Genomic DNA, 16,413 nt, shown 5'->3' on the forward strand with positions numbered 1-16,413 from the left:
ATGACCTCCTTTTATTAGATAATCACATTGAAAAAACAACTGTGCTTACCGGTATGACAAGCAGGTCCTGTTTGTTCAACTGTAATAAGCAATGTGTCATGATCACAATCTGTTACGATATTTTTCACTTGTTGGGTATTACCACTTGTTTCTCCTTTATTCCACAATTGTTGACGAGATCGTGAGTAAAACCAAGTAGTCCCTGTTTCAAGCGTTTTTTCATAGCTTTCCTCGTTCATGTAAGCAAGCATCAACACTTCTTTCGTTTTTGCTTCGATTATAATTGCTGGTAACAAGCCTTTAGTAAAATCTGGTTTCATTTGCGAACCTCCATTCCATTTAGCGTTAGTATTTCTTTTAATTCAGGAATGCTTACCTCTCCATAATGAAAAATACTTGCGGCCAAAGCTGCCGATACGTTGGTTTGTTCAAATACGTCCACAATATCCGCCGCACTACCACAGCCGCCTGAAGCAATCACAGGAACATTTACAGCTGTAGAAATAGCTTGATTTAGCGCAAGATCATACCCTTCTTTGGTTCCATCGGCATCCATACTAGTCAATAAAATCTCACCTGCTCCTAGATCAACAGCTTTTTTAGCCCACTCTATCGCGTCTAACCCTGTATCTTCACGACCTCCTTTGACAAACACATGCCACGAATCCTCCATTCGCTTCGCATCGATTGCCACAACGATACATTGAGACCCAAATTTTTCTGCACCCGCTTTAATCAATTCTGGTTGTTGGATCGCTGCAGAATTGAGGGAAATTTTATCTGCTCCTGCTTGCAACATTTTTTTCATATCTGACACAGTGCGAATGCCGCCGCCAACCGTTAAAGGAATAAATACTTCCGCCGCTGTTCGTTCGACCACTTCAATCATCGTCTCACGGTCATCACTAGTAGCCGTGATATCCAAGAAAACCAGCTCATCGGCTCCTTGCTCATTGTATGCTCGAGCAATGGCTACTGGATCACCGACATCTTGTAACCCAACGAAATTGACTCCCTTGACCACTCGACCATCTGTTACATCTAGGCAAGGAATAATACGTTTAGTCAACATTTGCCTCAACCTCCAACATATCTGCCAAAGTGATATCACCATTATAAAAGGCTTTTCCGACGATTGCGCCATACAGCCCTAACTCAGCTAACTTCATTAAATCCTCTTTACTGCTAACACCACCTGAAGCAATGATTTGCACATCTGGTACAACCTTTAATAACATAGCGTAATCTTCAAATGTCGGCCCTGTTAAAGTGCCATCCTTAGAGATATCTGTATAAATGATTGTTTTGACACCTAGTTTCGCCATCGTTTTAGCCATTTGTAGATAATCAGTTTCACTAACATCCAACCAACCGCTGATAGCAACTTTACCGTTTTTGGCATCGATTCCTACTGCAATTTTATCCCCATATTTTTTAACAGCTTCTTGAACTAATTCTGGATCTCTTAAGGCTGCTGAACCAATAATGATTCGGTCGATACCAAGTGCCACATAGTCATCAATTTGAGCCAGCGTGCGAATGCCGCCACCAACTTCAATGTTCAATCCAGTAGCTTTTTTCATTTGCTCGATCAACGATGCATTCGCTGCTTTTCCCATCAAAGCACCATCTAGATCAACAACATGCATCATTTGAATCCCAGCTTCTTTAAATTCTTCTGCTTGAGCCACTGGATTATGGTTCACAATCGTTTTTTGTAGAAAATCACCTTGAACTAATCGGACTGCTTTTCCTTCTCTAATATCAATCGCTGGTATAACGTGCATGTTCCACTACCTCCTTAAACCCTCTTAAAATCATCAAACCTGCTTCACTACTTTTTTCAGGATGAAACTGCGTGCCGTATACATTTTCCTTAGAAATCATCGCTGGAACTTTAATGGAATATTGTGCTAAAGCATCGATAACATCAGGTTCACAATCCGCATAATAAGAATGGACAAAATAAACATACTGCCCGTTCACTTCTTTTGTTAATAACGTTTCATTGGTCACTATTAGTTGATTCCAGCCCATATGAGGAACAGGTAAATCAGGATCGTCCGGCAATTTTTCGCAAAGCCCTTCGATCAATCCTAATCCTTCTGTAAAACCATTTTCCATACTTCCTTCTAAAAGCAACTGCATTCCTAAGCAAACACCTAAAATCGGTGTGCCTTTTTGTGCAACCTCTTTTATCACCTCAACTAATCCACGTTGTTCTAGCTCCTTCATTGCTAAAGAAAACGCACCTACTCCTGGCAAAATCAATCCATCAGCTTTTTGAATGTCATCAGGATCAGCAGAAATTTTATTTTCTAGCCCAACATAATCTAATGCTTTTTGAACATTGCGAGTATTGCCTGTATCGTAATCAATGATAATAATCATTTACAGAATTCCTTTCGTGGAGTTGACCCCTTGAATGGCCGGATTTTCAGTAATTGCTTCCCTTAGCGCTCTCCCTGTCGCCTTAAACAAAGCTTCTATTTTATGGTGGGTATTTTTCCCATGTAAAATGTTTAAATGAAGGTTCATTTGAGTATTAAAAGCAAACGCTTGAAAAAATTCTTCTGTCAATTCTGTATCAAAATCACCAAGTTTTGGATTATCGAACGTTGCGTCAAAAACTAAATACGAGCGCCCACTTAAGTCTAAGGAAGCCATTGCCAAAGACTCATCCATCGGCACAAAACTAGTCCCATAACGATTGATCCCAGACTTATCACCTAAAGCTTCTCGGATACACTGCCCTAACACAATCCCAACATCTTCCACAGTATGATGACTATCTACTTCTAAATCTCCATCGACTTTTACTTCTAAAGAAATCCGACTATGACGGGCAAATAAAATCAGCATATGATCAAAAAATCCAACTCCTGTTTGAATACTGACTGGTTCTTGACGATCTAAATCAAGTTTTAACTCAATTTTTGTTTCTGCAGTTTCTCTAGTTAAAGTAGCAGTTCTCATTTCTTTTCCTCCAGTATAAAAATCTATTTAATCAACTTATTCAAAACGACATTCAACTGCTCTAGCATGTGCTTCTAATCCTTCTTTTCTAGCTAAAAGAGCAATTGCATCTTTGGCTTCTCTTAGTGCTTCTTTTGTATAATAAGTAACTTGGCTATACTTCACAAAATCATACACTCCTAGCGGTGAATAAAATTTGGCAGTGCCACTTGTCGGCAAGACATGGTTCGTTCCTGAAAAATAATCTCCTACAGGCTCTGATGCATACTCCCCTAAAAAAATCGACCCCGCATTTTTGATTTCATGTAAATAACTGATTGCATCCACCAGCTGTACTTCTAAATGTTCTGGCGCAATTTCATTCATGATGGTGAACATCGCTTCAAGAGATGAGGCAATAATGATCATCCCATGATTTTGAATTGCTTTTTCGGCAATTTCTTTGCGAGGTAGTGTTTCTAATTGCAGATAGATTTCTTGTTCAACTTGTTTAGCAAGCTCAACTGAATCCGTCACTAATATCACTCTGGCAAGCGTATCATGTTCTGCTTGGGACAGCAAATCAGCGGCAATATAGGTGGGATTGGCTGCTTCATCTGCTAAAATTCCTATTTCTGATGGACCTGCAATCATATCAATCCCAACCATACCAAAGACTTGTTTTTTTGCCGTAGCCACATAAATATTTCCTGGACCTACGATTTTGTCTACTTTTGGCACAGACTCCGTTCCGTACGCTAGCGCTGCAATGCCTTGTGCTCCGCCAATTTGAAAAATTTGATCCACACCTGCAATTTTTGCCGCTGCTAAAATCACGTCAGAAATTCCCTCAGCGGAAGGGGGCGTAACCATGATGACTTCTTGAACACCTGCGATTTTTGCTGGGAGAACGTTCATTAGTACAGAAGAAGGATAAGCAGCTGTTCCTCCTGGTACATAAACACCTACTCGAGCTAACGGCAACACTAATTGCCCTCGTAAAACGCCTGATTTTTCCATATCCATGAAATCATATTGCTTTTGCTTTTTGTGATAACTTATAATATTTTCTTTAGCAGCTTCTAAGGCTGTAATCACTTCTTTTTCTACTCTTTGGAAACCTAAATCGATTGCTTCCTTTGATATAGACAAGTCTTGCAGTTCAACATGATCAAATTTTTTAGAATATGTTTTTAAGGCTTGATCCCCATCTTTGATGACTTGCTGAATGATCTGACGGACTTGTTCTTCCACTTGTTGATTGTCCTCTTGCGCCAGCTGAACAGTGTCATTTAATGCCGCTAAAACCTCTGTGGTCGTTCCAGTTAACCATTTCATATTATTTTTCTCCTTCTATTACAGATTGCAGTGCATCAAACAATTGGAATATTGCTTGGCGCTTACGTTTCAACATTGCTTTATTTACGATTAGTCGAGCCGAGATCGAACAAATATCTTCAAAAATTTCTAAGCCATTCTCTCTCAATGTCGTTCCGGTTTCCACAATATCAACAATGGCATCTGCTAATCCCAAAACAGGGGCAATTTCAACTGATCCTTCAATCTTAATGATTTCGACGTCTTCTCCTTTTTTACGGAAATGTTCAGAAGCAACAGTTGGGTATTTGGTTGCAATTCTTTTTCGTTTATAATCATCGGGTTGATAATTTTGGGTAGACGCAACCGAAAATTTACATACTCCAATCTTTAGATCCAGCATTTCATAGTAACCAAATGGATGCTCGATCAATACATCTTTCCCTACAATGCCTAAATCAGCAACACCATGACGTACATAGGTCGTTACGTCAGCAGCCTTTACTAAAAGAAAGGTGATTCGTTGATCTGGACTAGTAAAAATCAACTTTCTTTGCTTGTTCTGCATAAATGAAACATCGATTCCAGCCTGTTCAAATAATGCTAATGTCTGTTTTTCTAAGCGTCCCTTCGTCAAAGCAATAGTCAATTGTGTCAATTTTTAGTCCCCACCTTTATCACCTGTACTTTATCTTCTGTTACCTCAATGACTTGCTGATAATGCCATTTCTCCCCATATTCCAAAGCTTCTTCCAATGTTTCAAACAAGGATAATTGGTAATCAGGATGCTCTTTTACAAGTATTTCTGATTTAGTTATTTGTGTCAAAGAACCATGAACCAATGTTGTCGGCTGATCTAAAGAAGCTAGTTCGCCGATTTGATATTGCAAAGAGACCAATGTATCTAGATTAATCCCTAATCCTACTGCAGGAATCGCCGGATGTCCGAATTGTTCTGCTAAATGATCGTAACGTCCACCTCGTAAGAAAATATCTGGTATCAAATCAGCGTACCCACTAAATAAAACACCTGTGTAATAATCCATCAACGCAACTAAACCTAAATCCACAGTTAAAGAAATCTTTCGATGATGCGCTTCAATAATAGTCATTAATCTTTCTAACTCATCAATGATGGTCATGATGCGTGATTCTTTGGGCAATAATTTTTTAGCAGTTGGTACTACCTCATCTGCTTCTCCGAACAGTCTTGGAATCGCGCAAATAAATTCATCTAACTCACTGGGATGTTTCTCCACAAACCGTTTAAGATCCGTCAGACTTTTATTATTAAAATAGATTTGAAGCTCTGATTTTTCTGCTTCACCCAAATCTAATGACGTTACTATGGTACGAAAAATTTGTGCATGGCCTAATTCAAAATGGAAGTTGGGTATCTTTAGTGCTTCTAAAATTTCGACGGCACAAGTGATACATTCGACTTCCGCTTTTAAAGAAGAATAACCAATCAACTCAATTCCAGCTTGAGTCAACTCATTTCGTTCTCCCAGCATATCATCGTTTGAGCGAAACACTTTACCGCTATAAGATAATTTAAGAGGCGGCTGAATTCCAGTCGTTGCAATCACACGTCCAATCGGCATCGTCATATCTGGACGTAATACAAGCAATCGACCTTGATTGTCAAACAAGCGGTAAAATTCTTTTTCATTTTTTTCTTCACTGTAAAATACATCTTCAAACTCGATCACTGGTGTATCGATTCGCTGATATCCTCTTTTGGTCACAATCTCATTCACTTGTTTTTCTAATTGATACGCCCCATTGGCTTCTCGAAATAACTTGTCTTTCGTTCCAGCCGGCAAATTGCGGTTCCACTTCATTCGGTTCCCTCCTTATTTTAGCTATCCATATTGTTGGAATAAAAAAATCGTCCCCTTGGCAAATAAGCCAAGAGGACGAGAAATTTTCACGTGGTCCCACCTCAGATTTGCTTTTACTTCACAGTAAAAACCTCTGTTAGTTAGATAAACTATGGAGTGATAACGGACTCTCCGATTTTTCCTACTCATTTAGAAAACGAAAGAATTTTCGTTAAACTAACTTGTTATTTCAGAAAAACAACTTACAGGCGTGTTCAATGATGGCTCGCTATTTCCTTGCAGCAACCGGAAACTCTCTGAAGCGAATCGATTCACCTACTATTCTGATCATCGTTCTTTCATTTTATTCTCATTTATTTCTAAACAATTTATCACAAATTGCAAATATAGTCAATAGCTTTTACTAAATATTTTACATTGCCCCCCTTCCTCTTACACTATAGGAATCATTGGTGACCAATTTCAGCTACTCAATCGGCACGCAAAATTCACAATAACCTGCAGCAATTAGCCTTCCAGTATATCTTTCTAAAATGGGACGATTCAAATCGGCAATAATTACAATTTCCTTTTGAAAATTTTGCTGCATAAATTTCTCCCAAAACCGTTGGATTTCTTTTTCCGTATGCTTTATTTTAAAAATTGCATACTTGCCACCTTCAAGCACCGTTTCCTTCATCTCTTCAATAATGTTTTGCTCTGCTGATACCGTAACACAAACATCATAAATACACATTTCTTTTGGCGTATTCAACTCACTCCAAGCAATACCATAAATAATGGTGTCTTCATTAAATAAACTGGCTTCTTTTAGTTTTTCTTTTAAAGTAGCCATCAATTGCTTATTCTCTTCACCATAACATCCGATTCTCCTTAAATAGAAAATTCTTTGAATTGGTATTATTTCAATCTTCATCTTTTATCTTCTCCTTCAATTTATTGAGAGGATATTGATCAATGTCGTTCCCATCCATAGAGTAAATGCTATTAAAATAATTTTCAAGACTTATTTTAAAGCTTTTTTAATTGACTGATTCAAATGTAACACAACACCCCGACATAAAATTATCTGTAGGGGTGTTGTAAAGTATTATTACTCAAAGTGACACTGGAAAATAAATCTCAACTACATTTTTATCAGGAGCCGTAGTATTCGGGTCCGTTTGATAAATTTCAAACGGCGCTCCGTTCATTTTATACCCTTTTTCCTCGATCCATTTCAAAATTTTACTATACACTGAGGACATCTCTGTATATGATCCAACATGAGTCGAAGTTGCGCACAAACTTGTAGGCAACGTCCTCGTTTGTTCATTCTTTTCAGCAATCGGTACTGCTAACTCCATGTCACTACTTTCTGGATTAAAATCGGGACTATGATAAATCGTCAATGGTGGTCCTGTCGGAGTAAACTGTTCTGCTGTAAGACGACCAAATAACTCTCCAATATATTTTCCATATTCTTGTACGTTCATTTGCTTTCTAAGATATAAAATATTCATTTCAGGTACTTCAGTAAGTTTGACTTCGATTGAATTTAAATAAGACATCAGTTTTTTTCCCCTTTCTAATGTAGTTAGATCCTCAACTATTCGATCCAACAACAGAGAGTAATTTTGCATCTTTTGGCTAATTTCTTTTTTCTTCTTAATGATGGTCATTTGCAGTAAGTCTTGATCTTGATCACTCTCAATAACCTGCTTGATTTCCTCCAGTGAAAACATATATTCCTTTAATCGTTTGATTAAAAGAATCGTTTCAAGCTGACTGACATCATAATAACGATACCCACTATTTGCATCTGTAAAAGTCGGATTCAATAAATTGATTTCATCATAATAACGAAGCGTTTTAGGTGAAACTTGTGAAACCTTTGAAAAATCACCAATTGATAACATAATTACCTCCTAATTTAAAAGCGTAATGGGCTCGTTCAACTCATCTGAAAAATAGGAAAAATTGACTGAGGTGCTCTTTGCCTCATTCCTTTTTTATCTTTTTTCTGAAGAGCTAGCCCATGCAGCTAGATAACATAAAAGCGTAATGGGCTCGTTCAACTCGTCTGAAAAATAGGGAAAATTGACTGAGGTGCTTTTTACCTCATTCCTTTTTTATCTTTTTTCCGAAGAGTTAGCCCATGCAGCTTACTTGATAGCTATTTGTCTCGAGACATTCTTATCATATAGGTTCCAGTAAGGGGAGAGTCAACACTATTCTCAGCCTTTTTTATTTTCTTTTTTCTACTGTCACAACAGCATAATTGAGCAACTCGATCACTCTAGAGAAAAATAATGCTTTTGAAAATGGTTTTCCAGTTTCAGATACACTGAAAGCTTCTTTAAACCGTTTATCGATTGCTTTATAATGTGGGGAAGCAACATGAAAATGACCATTTTTTTCAAAAATTTTATGATATTCAAGTTCAAAATCAAGTATGTTCGATAATGCCATTAATTGTTCAGCTGAAACCATGATTGTACTGTGAATCATTTCCTCGTCCAATTCTTCGACACAATAGCTTTGTTTGGCATCTAGAAAGTATAAATCACCATAAACAATCGGATAGCTTGTTTCACCGATTTTCATAAGACCATTTTCTACAAAGAGCTGGATAAGTTTAACTCTATCTTGATGTTTTTCTTCCGAGATCACAGTTGAATTTTTCTTATATTCACACAAAAATTGCCAGTCATAAATAGACACTTCCTTCTTATTTCATTTATTGCCTAATTAGTAGCATATAATCTAAGTATACATCATTGCTGTAGAAAAAAGATGCACTGCAAAATAGGATTGTAAAAGAAGCTTTTTTTTTGGTAAGCTATTATTAAATAAAAAAAGAAGGTGCATTATGAACTATAACTTAGTAAATGATTATCATATCGCAGTACCTACCGCCTTTTACAATGATGAAACCCTAAACATAAATGATACGATCGAACATATCCTCTACTTGCAAAATATAGGGATCGGTTCAGTTTTAGTTTGTGGTTCAACGGGAGAACAACATAGTTTGACTTTACAAGAAAAGGTTTCACTTTTGAATGCCATAGAAACAGAATCAAGAATTAATAGTAGCTTGGAAATCCTCTTTGGAGTAGCTAGTATTCGCCAAAAAGAAACTGTACTTTTAGCCGAAGCTATCAACTCTTTAAACAAAGTTTCAGGCGTTTTGTTAGGATTTCCTCCTTATATTTTGCCAAGCCAAAAAGAAGCTATTGTTTACGTAAAGCAAATTTCTCAAGTTCTTAAAAAACCAATGATTATCTACAATAATCCCAGGAGAACAGGATTTGATATAGCAATAGATTCACTTATTGATATTTTTCAAGAAGCTAATATTATTGGTATCAAAGAAGTTGGAGATGGCACTCGCATTCGTGATTTAAGAGCTTCAATTAATAAGACCATCTATATCTATGCTGGTGGAGAGATTGGTATCAAAGAAAAAATCGACCAAGGGTTCAATAGGTTGTCTTCTGTAGCAGGCAATTTATATCCATTAGAAATAAAAGAATGGTTCCACTCACTGTTAAACGGCTCAACTCAAAACTTTGCTAAACAAACAGAATTGGATAAGTTATTTGAAGATAGCCCATTAGTTTATTTAAAAAAGGAAATATCAAAAAAAGAAAATCTAGCCATGGGCATTACTAGAAGTCCTTTAGGAAATATATGAATGAGAGAACTTCGTTCAAAAATTAACTTTGGCTTTAATAATCAGAATTCTTAATACAAGGAGGTCATTTTAAATGGAATATATGGATGTTTACACTTCAAAAAAACAGAAAACAACCAAAGTCCACTCCCGTGATATCCCAATGAACCGTGATGACTATCGCTTTGTGGTTTCAGTGTTAATTTTTAATAGCTCTGGTGAACTACTTATCCAAAAGCGGCAATCAACAAAAAAAGTATGGTCAAATTGGTGGGATTATACTGCTGGTGGGGCTGTTATTGAAGGAGAAGAATTGTATCAAGCTGCTGAGCGTGAGTTACTAGAAGAAACAGGAATTGTTGTTGATTTAAAGGACACACCCAGTCGCTTAACGGTCTCCTTTGAAGAAGGTTGGGATGAAATTTATTTTGTCACAAAAGATGTCACACTTAAAGAATTAGATTTACAAGAAGAAGAGGTCAGTGAAATGAAATGGGTAACTGAAAAAGAGTACCTAACAATGCTTAGTCAGAATACATTTATTCCTTATATTTATGCGAAATCAATTTTTGATTTTTATCGCAGTCAAAGTGAATATCTCCATTAAAAATACTTCTTACTTTATACTCTCATTTTTGTAAGGTATTTGTTCGCTGTTTCCCACGCCAAATCCGTTCATTTTTTTTATACTAGAAAAAGTTAAAAAAAACATATAATTAGGAGAATGAAATGAACGGAAATCAATTAAAACTTATGATGATGGGCTTGATGTTTCTAGATCATCTTACCCCACTATTACCACCACAATTTAGCTCGCCAATCCACATGTTGTCTCGCTGTGTTGCTGTATTTTTTGCTTTTATGGCGGTTGAAGGACTTCATTATACTAGAAATCGCAGAAAATATTTGTTTCGTCTCTATGGCTGGGCAGCAATAATGTTTGCTGGTAATACTATTATTAACACAATGATCGTTAAAAACCCAATGTATCAGATTCACAATAATATTTTTCTAACGTTGGCTCTTGGTGTTACTATTTTAGCACTAATCGATTATGCAAAACATGCTCACGAGTCTGTCTTTAAAATACTCGCAAATATTCTAGCAATTATTTTGACAGTAGCAACTTTTCTAGGTTTGATTCCTGCTGAAGGAGAATTTGTTGTTATTCCATTTATGTTGCTTAGTTATTTCTTCAGAGACAATGCTAAAAAGAGAAATATCTCCTATCTTATCTTTGCGATTCCTTTAATTATAATGCCTATTCTTGGCTTACCCAATTATTCTTTCGAGATGATCAAGGTGCAATTAGAAGGTAACTCTGACTTTTTATTTATTACTGTGATTCCTTTTATCCATTTGTATAATGGTGAAAAAGGTAGTAATAGCCCTTTCTTCAAATATTTATTCTATGTATTTTATCCTGCACATTTATGGATTATTACTTTGATTACCTGGTCTTTGAATAGTTTCAGCTAAAAAAATAAAAGGATCGTGTCAAAATACTTTGACACGATCCTTTTTCCATGCTAATCTATGTATAAACGTTTTTACAACTTGAATAAACGTTTATACGTGAGTGGTTTCTATAAAGTGTTAGATTAGCGATATATTTTGACCGCTCTTCTTATTCGATCATTTAAGTTGTCAATAATCAAAAATTATCTTGTTTTCAGAACTAGCTTTTCTGTAGAAGATAAAAAAGTGAATGCGTACTTTCAACATTTAATTTAGGAGGGATATTATGATTTACCAATCAAAAAAAGCGCTAGTTTTATTGATTTCAAATGTGGTCATTTTCTTTTATTTATACTTTGATCACTTGAATGCACTACGTTTACATTCGGCTGACTTTCTTGCATTGTGGGGGGGATTCTTTGTAAAACTTTTGTTCATTCTAGTTATCGCTAATATCATTGTATTGATTGTATTTAATCTGCTTAATGATATGTTTAGCAAAAATAAAGCACCAACCATTTCTGACGAACGAGATCGGTTGATCGAGTTAAGAGCTGTTCGAAATTTCTGTTTCTTATTAGCTTTTGGTTTCTTTTTAGCTATGGCTGCCATTGCAATCCATCAACCAATCTCCACAATGTTTACGATTTTAGCTTTTACTGTATTGGTCTCAGACATTATTTCTTATGCTTCATATATTTTCTATTATGAAAGAGGGTATTAAAATATGGGAAAGTCTTTGATCAGCAATACGATCCGGAAACAACGATTTATGCATGGAGAAATGACGCAACAAGCTCTAGCAGATGCTGTAGGTGTTACAAGACAAACGATTATTTCACTTGAACAAGAAAAATACTCTCCTTCTTTGGAACTAGCATTTAAAATTGCTAAAGTATTTGAACAACCTTTAGATGAGGTTTTTTCCTATAAGGGATAGTCGTAAATATATAAAGAAACGAGGAAAAATATGAAAGCAATCATTTGTACAGGATATGGTGATCCTGATGTACTTCAGATGCAAGAAGTTGCAAAACCTGTGCCCAAAGATAACGAAATTTTGATAAGAATCCATGCGACAACTGTGGCTTCTGGCGATTGTGTAGTGAGAGGCGCAAAAAAATATGGACCGATCTTGAAGATCATGTTTGGTTTAAAGCGACCTAGACAACCAATTTTAGGAACCGAACTTTCGGGTACCATTGAAGCTGTTGGAGCCAATGTCAAAAAATTTAAAATTGGCGATGCGGTCTTTGCGTTGACAGGAATGAAGTTTGGCGGTTATGCAGAATATATCTGTCTACCTGAAAACGGCATTATTTCATTAAAACCTGAAAATGCGACATTTGACGAAGCAGCAGCTTTATCTTTTGGCGGAACAACTGCACTGCATTTTTTAAGAAAAGCTGGCCTAGCCCCTAAGACAAAAGTGTTGATTTACGGTGCTTCTGGTTCCGTCGGTACAGCTGCTGTACAACTTGCAGCTCACTTTGGGGCAGATGTGACTGGGGTTTGTAGTAAGCAAAATCTTGATTTAGTACATTCGCTAGGGGCTAATATTGTTATTGACTACACCTCTGATCATTTCAAAACATTGAATGAAACCTACGATATTGTCTTTGATGCAGTTGGTAAATTGAATAAAACTAAAGCAAAACAGCTTACAAACCAAAATGGCAAATTTGTCTCTGTAGCTCGCGGAATGGTCAAAGAATTGACAGCCGATCTGTATCTGCTCAAACAACTCTTTGAAGAAGAAAAATTTAAAGCCGCCATCGACAAACGTTATCCCTTAAAAGACGCCGACAAAGCTCATGCTTATGTAGAAACTGGACGAAAAAAAGGCAATGTTATTTTGACTGTAGTCACAGAATGATTTCTCTCAACAAAAAACGACAAAGTCAGTTCAAAACTGTTTCACTTTGTCGTTTTTTTTAATTACTTATTTATATTTTGCTTGAACTTTCTTAGGCAATTTGCCAAGAACTAATTCATAGGATTTTCTTAAAAAAACTGCAAGCTGCTCATTTTCAAATGATGAGTTTTCCAACAAAAATGAATTCCAATGGGTTTTATTCGCATAATATCCTGGCACAACATCTGGATATTGCTCTCGTAACAATTCATTCTCTTCCGGATCACCCTTAACTGTCATCACTCGTTCTCCAGCTTTATTTGTTCCGAGCATACAAAAACATTTTTTTTCGATTCCAAAATAATCGCAATCCCAATCTTCCCGATAATCAACCGTTGCTCCTGGCCATTTCTTTGCTTCATCTTTTAAATACTGAATTCTTTCCTTCATTCACTGATTCCTCCTAACTAAAAAATGTAACGGACTCTCGCTAAACTTTGAAAGAAAACTGTCCCTAGAATTAGCGGTAAATCTAGACAGCGTCACAAAAAAAACTTAATAGATTATCATCTGGATCTTTGATGATCGCATAATATTGCCCCCAAAATGCCTGCCAGGGTTCTCTAAAAATCTCGTAACCAAAGCCATTCATTTTTTCGCATAGCTGATCGATTTCTACTGGAGAATCACAAAGAAACGCTAGCTCGATTTTGTCACCTTCATTGTTAGGCGGATAGCCATACACACCTTCAATCATTTTTTTAGTGTTCAATGAAATCCTTACCCCATCATTATTAAGTTCTACGTATTCAGCCGTTGTTTCTCCTAAAACCTTAAATCCTAAGCGTTCGTAAAATAAAATTGCTTCTTCCATTGACTCAACAATGATTCCCACCATATCTAATTTCATTTGAATAACCTCCATCTTTGTTACTCTATTATAATCAGCTACTCAATTTTTGTCTTGTAAAATACCGACATGCTGCCGAATTTCTTGTGGTGTTAAACCCGTCATTTTTTTCATTTTCCGACTATAATGTGCTTGATCAAAAAAATCATATTTTTCAACTAAATCTAAATGCTTTATTTGAGGGTTCACTATTAACTCTTGATAGACTTTTTGAAAACGCAATACATCAAATGCTTCATAAGGAGATAATCCCGTCTCCTCTCTAAACAAGCGTTGCAAACTTCGTTCTGAAATCTCCATTCCAATCGGGCGACAGTGGTTAGTGATAAACTCATGGACTGGTGCTGAAATCCGCTTAAATTCTAGGCAATTCAAACGCTTTAGAAAATACAGATCCAAACTTTCGATCAACTCTGGGAACGATTTTTTTCCTGATACATTCTCTTTTAAATCATTTATCATCCTTCTTTCAATTAAGCTAAGTTCAACTAATTGATTTTTTAGTTCTTTGAATGATGTATTGAAAAAAGAATACATGCCACCTAAATAGTACCGAATTCCTAAATAAATAGTTGGTTCATCGGCATAGGAATAAAAAAATTTCGTGTTTGGACCACAAACATTCATCGATAAAATATCCAGTTCTGGACTCAGTTGCACAATTAAATCCGAACATAAATCTGGAATTATCCGGGCTGGTTCATTTAACTGATCTGTATAACTAAACCAATAGGATTGGATATGGGAACATAAACGGTGATCGGGCTTTATTTCTTGATACTCACTTTTGATCTCTTGCCAAACTTTAGGTTTATAATTCATGAGTCATTCCCCCATACTTGTGTTATCAGCCTTACTCTCTCTCCTTATAAGCCATCGTTGCATGTACTGCCTGCTGCCATCCATCATATAGCTCGTTTCGTCTTTCTTCTGTGATTTTTGCCTCAAATCGTTTCCCAGTATGAGTAAATGATTTGATTTCAGCTAAATCGTTCCAAAAACCTACTGCTAAACCCGCTAAATAAGCTACACCTAAAGCAGTTGTCTCGGAAAAATCTGCCGCTTCAACTGGTCTATTAATGATATCTGCTTGAAATTGCATCAGCAAATCATTTTTTGATGCTCCTCCGTCGGCTCTGAGCAGTTTGATTTCAATACCAGAATCATTCTCCATTGTTTTGATTACATCGGCACTCTGATAAGCAATCGATTCTAATGTTGCTCGTATCAAATGCTCCCTTGTTGTTCCTCTGGTGATTCCAAAAACAGCACCACGTGCTTCTTGATCCCAATACGGAGCGCCTAAGCCAGTAAAGGCGGGAACAACGTAGACACCATCAGAATCAACGACTTGGCCAGCCAACGCTTCTGATTCACTAGCATTTTCAATTAATTTCAATCCATCTCGCAACCACTGGATAGCTGAACCAGCCACAAAAATACTGCCTTCTAATGCATAAGTAACTTTTCCATCAATCCCATAGCCGATGGTGGTCAATAAACCTTTTTCAGATAAGATCGCTGTTTCACCTGTATTCATCACAATAAATGCACCTGTACCATAAGTATTCTTGACCATGCCTTTTTCAAAAGCTGCTTGACCAAATAATGCGGCTTGTTGGTCACCAGCCATCGCAGCGATCGGAATATTTTCTCCATAAAAATGATAGTCTTGCGTATACCCATATACTTCTGCATTTGAACAAACTTGCGGTAGCATCTTTCTAGGAACCTGTAATAAATCTAAGATGTCTTGATCCCAATCTAATGTATGAATATTAAACAACATCGTTCGGCTAGCATTTGTGTAATCCGTCTTGTGGACTTTTCCACCTGTCAGTCTCCATAATAACCACGTATCAATCGTACCGAACAATAACTGTCCAGATTCAGCCTTTTCTTTCGCTCCTTTAACATTATCCAATAACCACTTTACTTTAGTTGCGGAAAAATAAGAATCAATGATCAAACCTGTCCGCTTTTGAATAAAATCTTGATAGCCCTTTTCTTTGAGTTCATCTGCGATTTCACTGGTTTGTTTTGACTGCCAAACAATGGCACGATGAATCGGTTCCCCTGTATCTTTATCCCACACAACGGTTGTTTCACGCTGATTTGTAATACCAATTGCCTTGATTTGAGCAGGCTTCAATTTTGACTCGATCAATACATCTGCAATGACAGATTGAACAGAATTCCAAATTTCATTTGCCTCATGCTCTACCCAGCCGGGATTTGGAAAATATTGCGTAAATTCTTTTTGTGCTTTGGCAATTTCCTGCCCTTCATGATTAAATAGAATTGCTCTTGAACTCGTTGTTCCTTGATCTATAGATAAAATATATTGGTTTTGTTTCACGTCTTGTTCGCTCCTCGAAAATGATACTTTTATTATAAAACAAAGTACCATTAAAA

At 36.6% G+C, this 16,413-nt stretch carries 21 protein-coding genes and 1 other annotated feature; of the genes, 6 read left to right on the forward strand and 15 right to left on the reverse strand.

What is annotated here, in order from left to right; genetic code table 11:
* Positions 1-14 precede the first annotated feature (14 nt).
* From hisI to A5821_RS07705, 11 genes are all read right to left on the reverse strand, one after another.
* Entirely contained in the window at positions 15-320 is a 306-nt protein-coding gene (gene hisI, locus A5821_RS07655; RefSeq protein ID WP_086313975.1) for a phosphoribosyl-AMP cyclohydrolase, read from the reverse strand.
* Entirely contained in the window at positions 317-1,072 is a 756-nt protein-coding gene (hisF, locus tag A5821_RS07660) for an imidazole glycerol phosphate synthase subunit HisF (protein WP_086313976.1), read from the reverse strand. The genes hisI and hisF overlap by 4 nt, the downstream gene beginning before the upstream one ends.
* On the reverse strand, positions 1,062-1,787 hold the full coding sequence (hisA, locus tag A5821_RS07665) for a 1-(5-phosphoribosyl)-5-[(5-phosphoribosylamino)methylideneamino]imidazole-4-carboxamide isomerase (protein ID WP_086313977.1): 726 nt from the start codon (positions 1,785-1,787) through the stop codon (positions 1,062-1,064). The genes hisF and hisA overlap by 11 nt, the downstream gene beginning before the upstream one ends.
* Positions 1,765-2,391, reverse strand: coding sequence for an imidazole glycerol phosphate synthase subunit HisH (gene hisH, locus A5821_RS07670; RefSeq protein ID WP_086313978.1), 627 nt, complete (start codon positions 2,389-2,391; stop codon positions 1,765-1,767). Before hisH ends, hisA begins: the two co-directional genes overlap by 23 nt.
* On the reverse strand, positions 2,392-2,976 hold the full coding sequence (hisB, locus tag A5821_RS07675) for an imidazoleglycerol-phosphate dehydratase HisB (RefSeq protein WP_086313979.1): 585 nt from the start codon (positions 2,974-2,976) through the stop codon (positions 2,392-2,394).
* 36 nt (positions 2,977-3,012) lie between these two features.
* Entirely contained in the window at positions 3,013-4,293 is a 1,281-nt protein-coding gene (hisD, locus tag A5821_RS07680) for a histidinol dehydrogenase (RefSeq protein ID WP_086313980.1), read from the reverse strand.
* Position 4,294: 1 nt separating this feature from the next.
* On the reverse strand, positions 4,295-4,930 hold the full coding sequence (hisG, locus tag A5821_RS07685; protein ID WP_086313981.1) for an ATP phosphoribosyltransferase: 636 nt from the start codon (positions 4,928-4,930) through the stop codon (positions 4,295-4,297).
* The gene (gene hisZ / locus A5821_RS07690) at positions 4,927-6,117 is read right to left on the reverse strand and encodes an ATP phosphoribosyltransferase regulatory subunit (protein WP_086313982.1); all 1,191 of its coding nucleotides are present in this window, start codon (positions 6,115-6,117) and stop codon (positions 4,927-4,929) included. The genes hisG and hisZ overlap by 4 nt, the downstream gene beginning before the upstream one ends.
* A 68-nt stretch (positions 6,118-6,185) precedes the next feature.
* Positions 6,186-6,457: a binding site (T-box leader), on the reverse strand.
* 126 nt (positions 6,458-6,583) lie between these two features.
* On the reverse strand, positions 6,584-7,033 hold the full coding sequence (locus A5821_RS07695; RefSeq protein ID WP_086313983.1) for a GyrI-like domain-containing protein: 450 nt from the start codon (positions 7,031-7,033) through the stop codon (positions 6,584-6,586).
* Between the two features lie 181 nt (positions 7,034-7,214).
* Complete coding sequence (locus tag A5821_RS07700) at positions 7,215-8,015, reverse strand: MerR family transcriptional regulator (protein WP_086313984.1); 801 nt, start codon at positions 8,013-8,015, stop codon at positions 7,215-7,217.
* 328 nt (positions 8,016-8,343) lie between these two features.
* Positions 8,344-8,703: a hypothetical protein gene (locus A5821_RS07705; RefSeq protein ID WP_139844050.1), complete on the reverse strand. Its 360-nt coding sequence runs from the start codon at positions 8,701-8,703 to the stop codon at positions 8,344-8,346.
* Positions 8,704-8,968: 265 nt separating this feature from the next.
* Here A5821_RS07705 and A5821_RS07710 point away from each other — a divergent pair, with 265 nt between their 5' ends.
* The 6 genes from A5821_RS07710 (at position 8,969) to A5821_RS07735 (ending at position 13,109) form a co-directional block, all read left to right on the forward strand.
* Entirely contained in the window at positions 8,969-9,796 is an 828-nt protein-coding gene (locus A5821_RS07710; protein ID WP_086313986.1) for a dihydrodipicolinate synthase family protein, read from the forward strand.
* A 73-nt stretch (positions 9,797-9,869) separates the two neighbouring features.
* The gene (locus tag A5821_RS07715; protein WP_086313987.1) at positions 9,870-10,382 is read left to right on the forward strand and encodes an NUDIX hydrolase; all 513 of its coding nucleotides are present in this window, start codon (positions 9,870-9,872) and stop codon (positions 10,380-10,382) included.
* A gap of 122 nt (positions 10,383-10,504) precedes the next feature.
* The gene (locus tag A5821_RS07720) at positions 10,505-11,254 is read left to right on the forward strand and encodes a TraX family protein (protein ID WP_086313988.1); all 750 of its coding nucleotides are present in this window, start codon (positions 10,505-10,507) and stop codon (positions 11,252-11,254) included.
* A 265-nt stretch (positions 11,255-11,519) separates the two neighbouring features.
* Positions 11,520-11,957: a hypothetical protein gene (locus A5821_RS07725; RefSeq protein WP_086313989.1), complete on the forward strand. Its 438-nt coding sequence runs from the start codon at positions 11,520-11,522 to the stop codon at positions 11,955-11,957.
* 18 nt (positions 11,958-11,975) lie between these two features.
* On the forward strand, positions 11,976-12,173 hold the full coding sequence (locus A5821_RS07730) for a helix-turn-helix transcriptional regulator (protein ID WP_212637419.1): 198 nt from the start codon (positions 11,976-11,978) through the stop codon (positions 12,171-12,173).
* Between the two features lie 30 nt (positions 12,174-12,203).
* Positions 12,204-13,109, forward strand: a complete 906-nt coding sequence (locus tag A5821_RS07735; protein WP_086313991.1) for an NAD(P)-dependent alcohol dehydrogenase — start codon at positions 12,204-12,206, stop codon at positions 13,107-13,109.
* Between the two features lie 66 nt (positions 13,110-13,175).
* Here the strand turns inward: A5821_RS07735 and A5821_RS07740 are convergent, their stop codons facing one another.
* The 4 genes from A5821_RS07740 to glpK form a co-directional block, all read right to left on the reverse strand.
* Positions 13,176-13,538: an MmcQ/YjbR family DNA-binding protein gene (locus tag A5821_RS07740; RefSeq protein ID WP_086313992.1), complete on the reverse strand. Its 363-nt coding sequence runs from the start codon at positions 13,536-13,538 to the stop codon at positions 13,176-13,178.
* Positions 13,539-13,620: 82 nt separating this feature from the next.
* Entirely contained in the window at positions 13,621-13,998 is a 378-nt protein-coding gene (locus A5821_RS07745) for a VOC family protein (RefSeq protein ID WP_086313993.1), read from the reverse strand.
* Between the two features lie 42 nt (positions 13,999-14,040).
* Positions 14,041-14,820: a helix-turn-helix domain-containing protein gene (locus A5821_RS07750; protein WP_086313994.1), complete on the reverse strand. Its 780-nt coding sequence runs from the start codon at positions 14,818-14,820 to the stop codon at positions 14,041-14,043.
* Between the two features lie 31 nt (positions 14,821-14,851).
* Positions 14,852-16,357 carry a glycerol kinase GlpK gene (gene glpK / locus A5821_RS07755; RefSeq protein ID WP_086313995.1) on the reverse strand — a complete coding sequence of 502 codons (1,506 nt, stop codon included), beginning with the start codon at positions 16,355-16,357 and terminating at the stop codon, positions 14,852-14,854.
* Between the last annotated feature and the right edge of the window lie 56 nt (positions 16,358-16,413).

Origin of the sequence: Enterococcus sp. 7F3_DIV0205 (genome assembly GCF_002141365.2) — a bacterium.
Taxonomy (GTDB): Bacteria; Bacillota; Bacilli; order Lactobacillales; family Enterococcaceae; genus Enterococcus_L; species Enterococcus_L palustris.

What these genes read in the sequence shown, in the direction of transcription:
- hisI (WP_086313975.1), bottom strand. Translation starts at nt 320, where the DNA reads ATGAAACCAGATTTTACTAAAGGCTTGTTACCAGCAATTATAATCGAA.
- hisF (WP_086313976.1), bottom strand. Translation starts at nt 1,072, where the DNA reads ATGTTGACTAAACGTATTATTCCTTGCCTAGATGTAACAGATGGTCGA.
- hisA (WP_086313977.1), bottom strand. Translation starts at nt 1,787, where the DNA reads ATGCACGTTATACCAGCGATTGATATTAGAGAAGGAAAAGCAGTCCGA.
- hisH (WP_086313978.1), bottom strand. Translation starts at nt 2,391, where the DNA reads ATGATTATTATCATTGATTACGATACAGGCAATACTCGCAATGTTCAA.
- hisB (WP_086313979.1), bottom strand. Translation starts at nt 2,976, where the DNA reads ATGAGAACTGCTACTTTAACTAGAGAAACTGCAGAAACAAAAATTGAG.
- hisD (WP_086313980.1), bottom strand. Translation starts at nt 4,293, where the DNA reads ATGAAATGGTTAACTGGAACGACCACAGAGGTTTTAGCGGCATTAAAT.
- hisZ (WP_086313982.1), bottom strand. Translation starts at nt 6,117, where the DNA reads ATGAAGTGGAACCGCAATTTGCCGGCTGGAACGAAAGACAAGTTATTT.
- A5821_RS07695 (WP_086313983.1), bottom strand. Translation starts at nt 7,033, where the DNA reads ATGAAGATTGAAATAATACCAATTCAAAGAATTTTCTATTTAAGGAGA.
- A5821_RS07700 (WP_086313984.1), bottom strand. Translation starts at nt 8,015, where the DNA reads ATGTTATCAATTGGTGATTTTTCAAAGGTTTCACAAGTTTCACCTAAA.
- A5821_RS07705 (WP_139844050.1), bottom strand. Translation starts at nt 8,703, where the DNA reads ATGAAAATCGGTGAAACAAGCTATCCGATTGTTTATGGTGATTTATAC.
- A5821_RS07710 (WP_086313986.1), top strand. Translation starts at nt 8,969, where the DNA reads ATGAACTATAACTTAGTAAATGATTATCATATCGCAGTACCTACCGCC.
- A5821_RS07715 (WP_086313987.1), top strand. Translation starts at nt 9,870, where the DNA reads ATGGAATATATGGATGTTTACACTTCAAAAAAACAGAAAACAACCAAA.
- A5821_RS07720 (WP_086313988.1), top strand. Translation starts at nt 10,505, where the DNA reads ATGAACGGAAATCAATTAAAACTTATGATGATGGGCTTGATGTTTCTA.
- A5821_RS07725 (WP_086313989.1), top strand. Translation starts at nt 11,520, where the DNA reads ATGATTTACCAATCAAAAAAAGCGCTAGTTTTATTGATTTCAAATGTG.
- A5821_RS07735 (WP_086313991.1), top strand. Translation starts at nt 12,204, where the DNA reads ATGAAAGCAATCATTTGTACAGGATATGGTGATCCTGATGTACTTCAG.
- A5821_RS07740 (WP_086313992.1), bottom strand. Translation starts at nt 13,538, where the DNA reads ATGAAGGAAAGAATTCAGTATTTAAAAGATGAAGCAAAGAAATGGCCA.
- A5821_RS07745 (WP_086313993.1), bottom strand. Translation starts at nt 13,998, where the DNA reads ATGAAATTAGATATGGTGGGAATCATTGTTGAGTCAATGGAAGAAGCA.
- A5821_RS07750 (WP_086313994.1), bottom strand. Translation starts at nt 14,820, where the DNA reads ATGAATTATAAACCTAAAGTTTGGCAAGAGATCAAAAGTGAGTATCAA.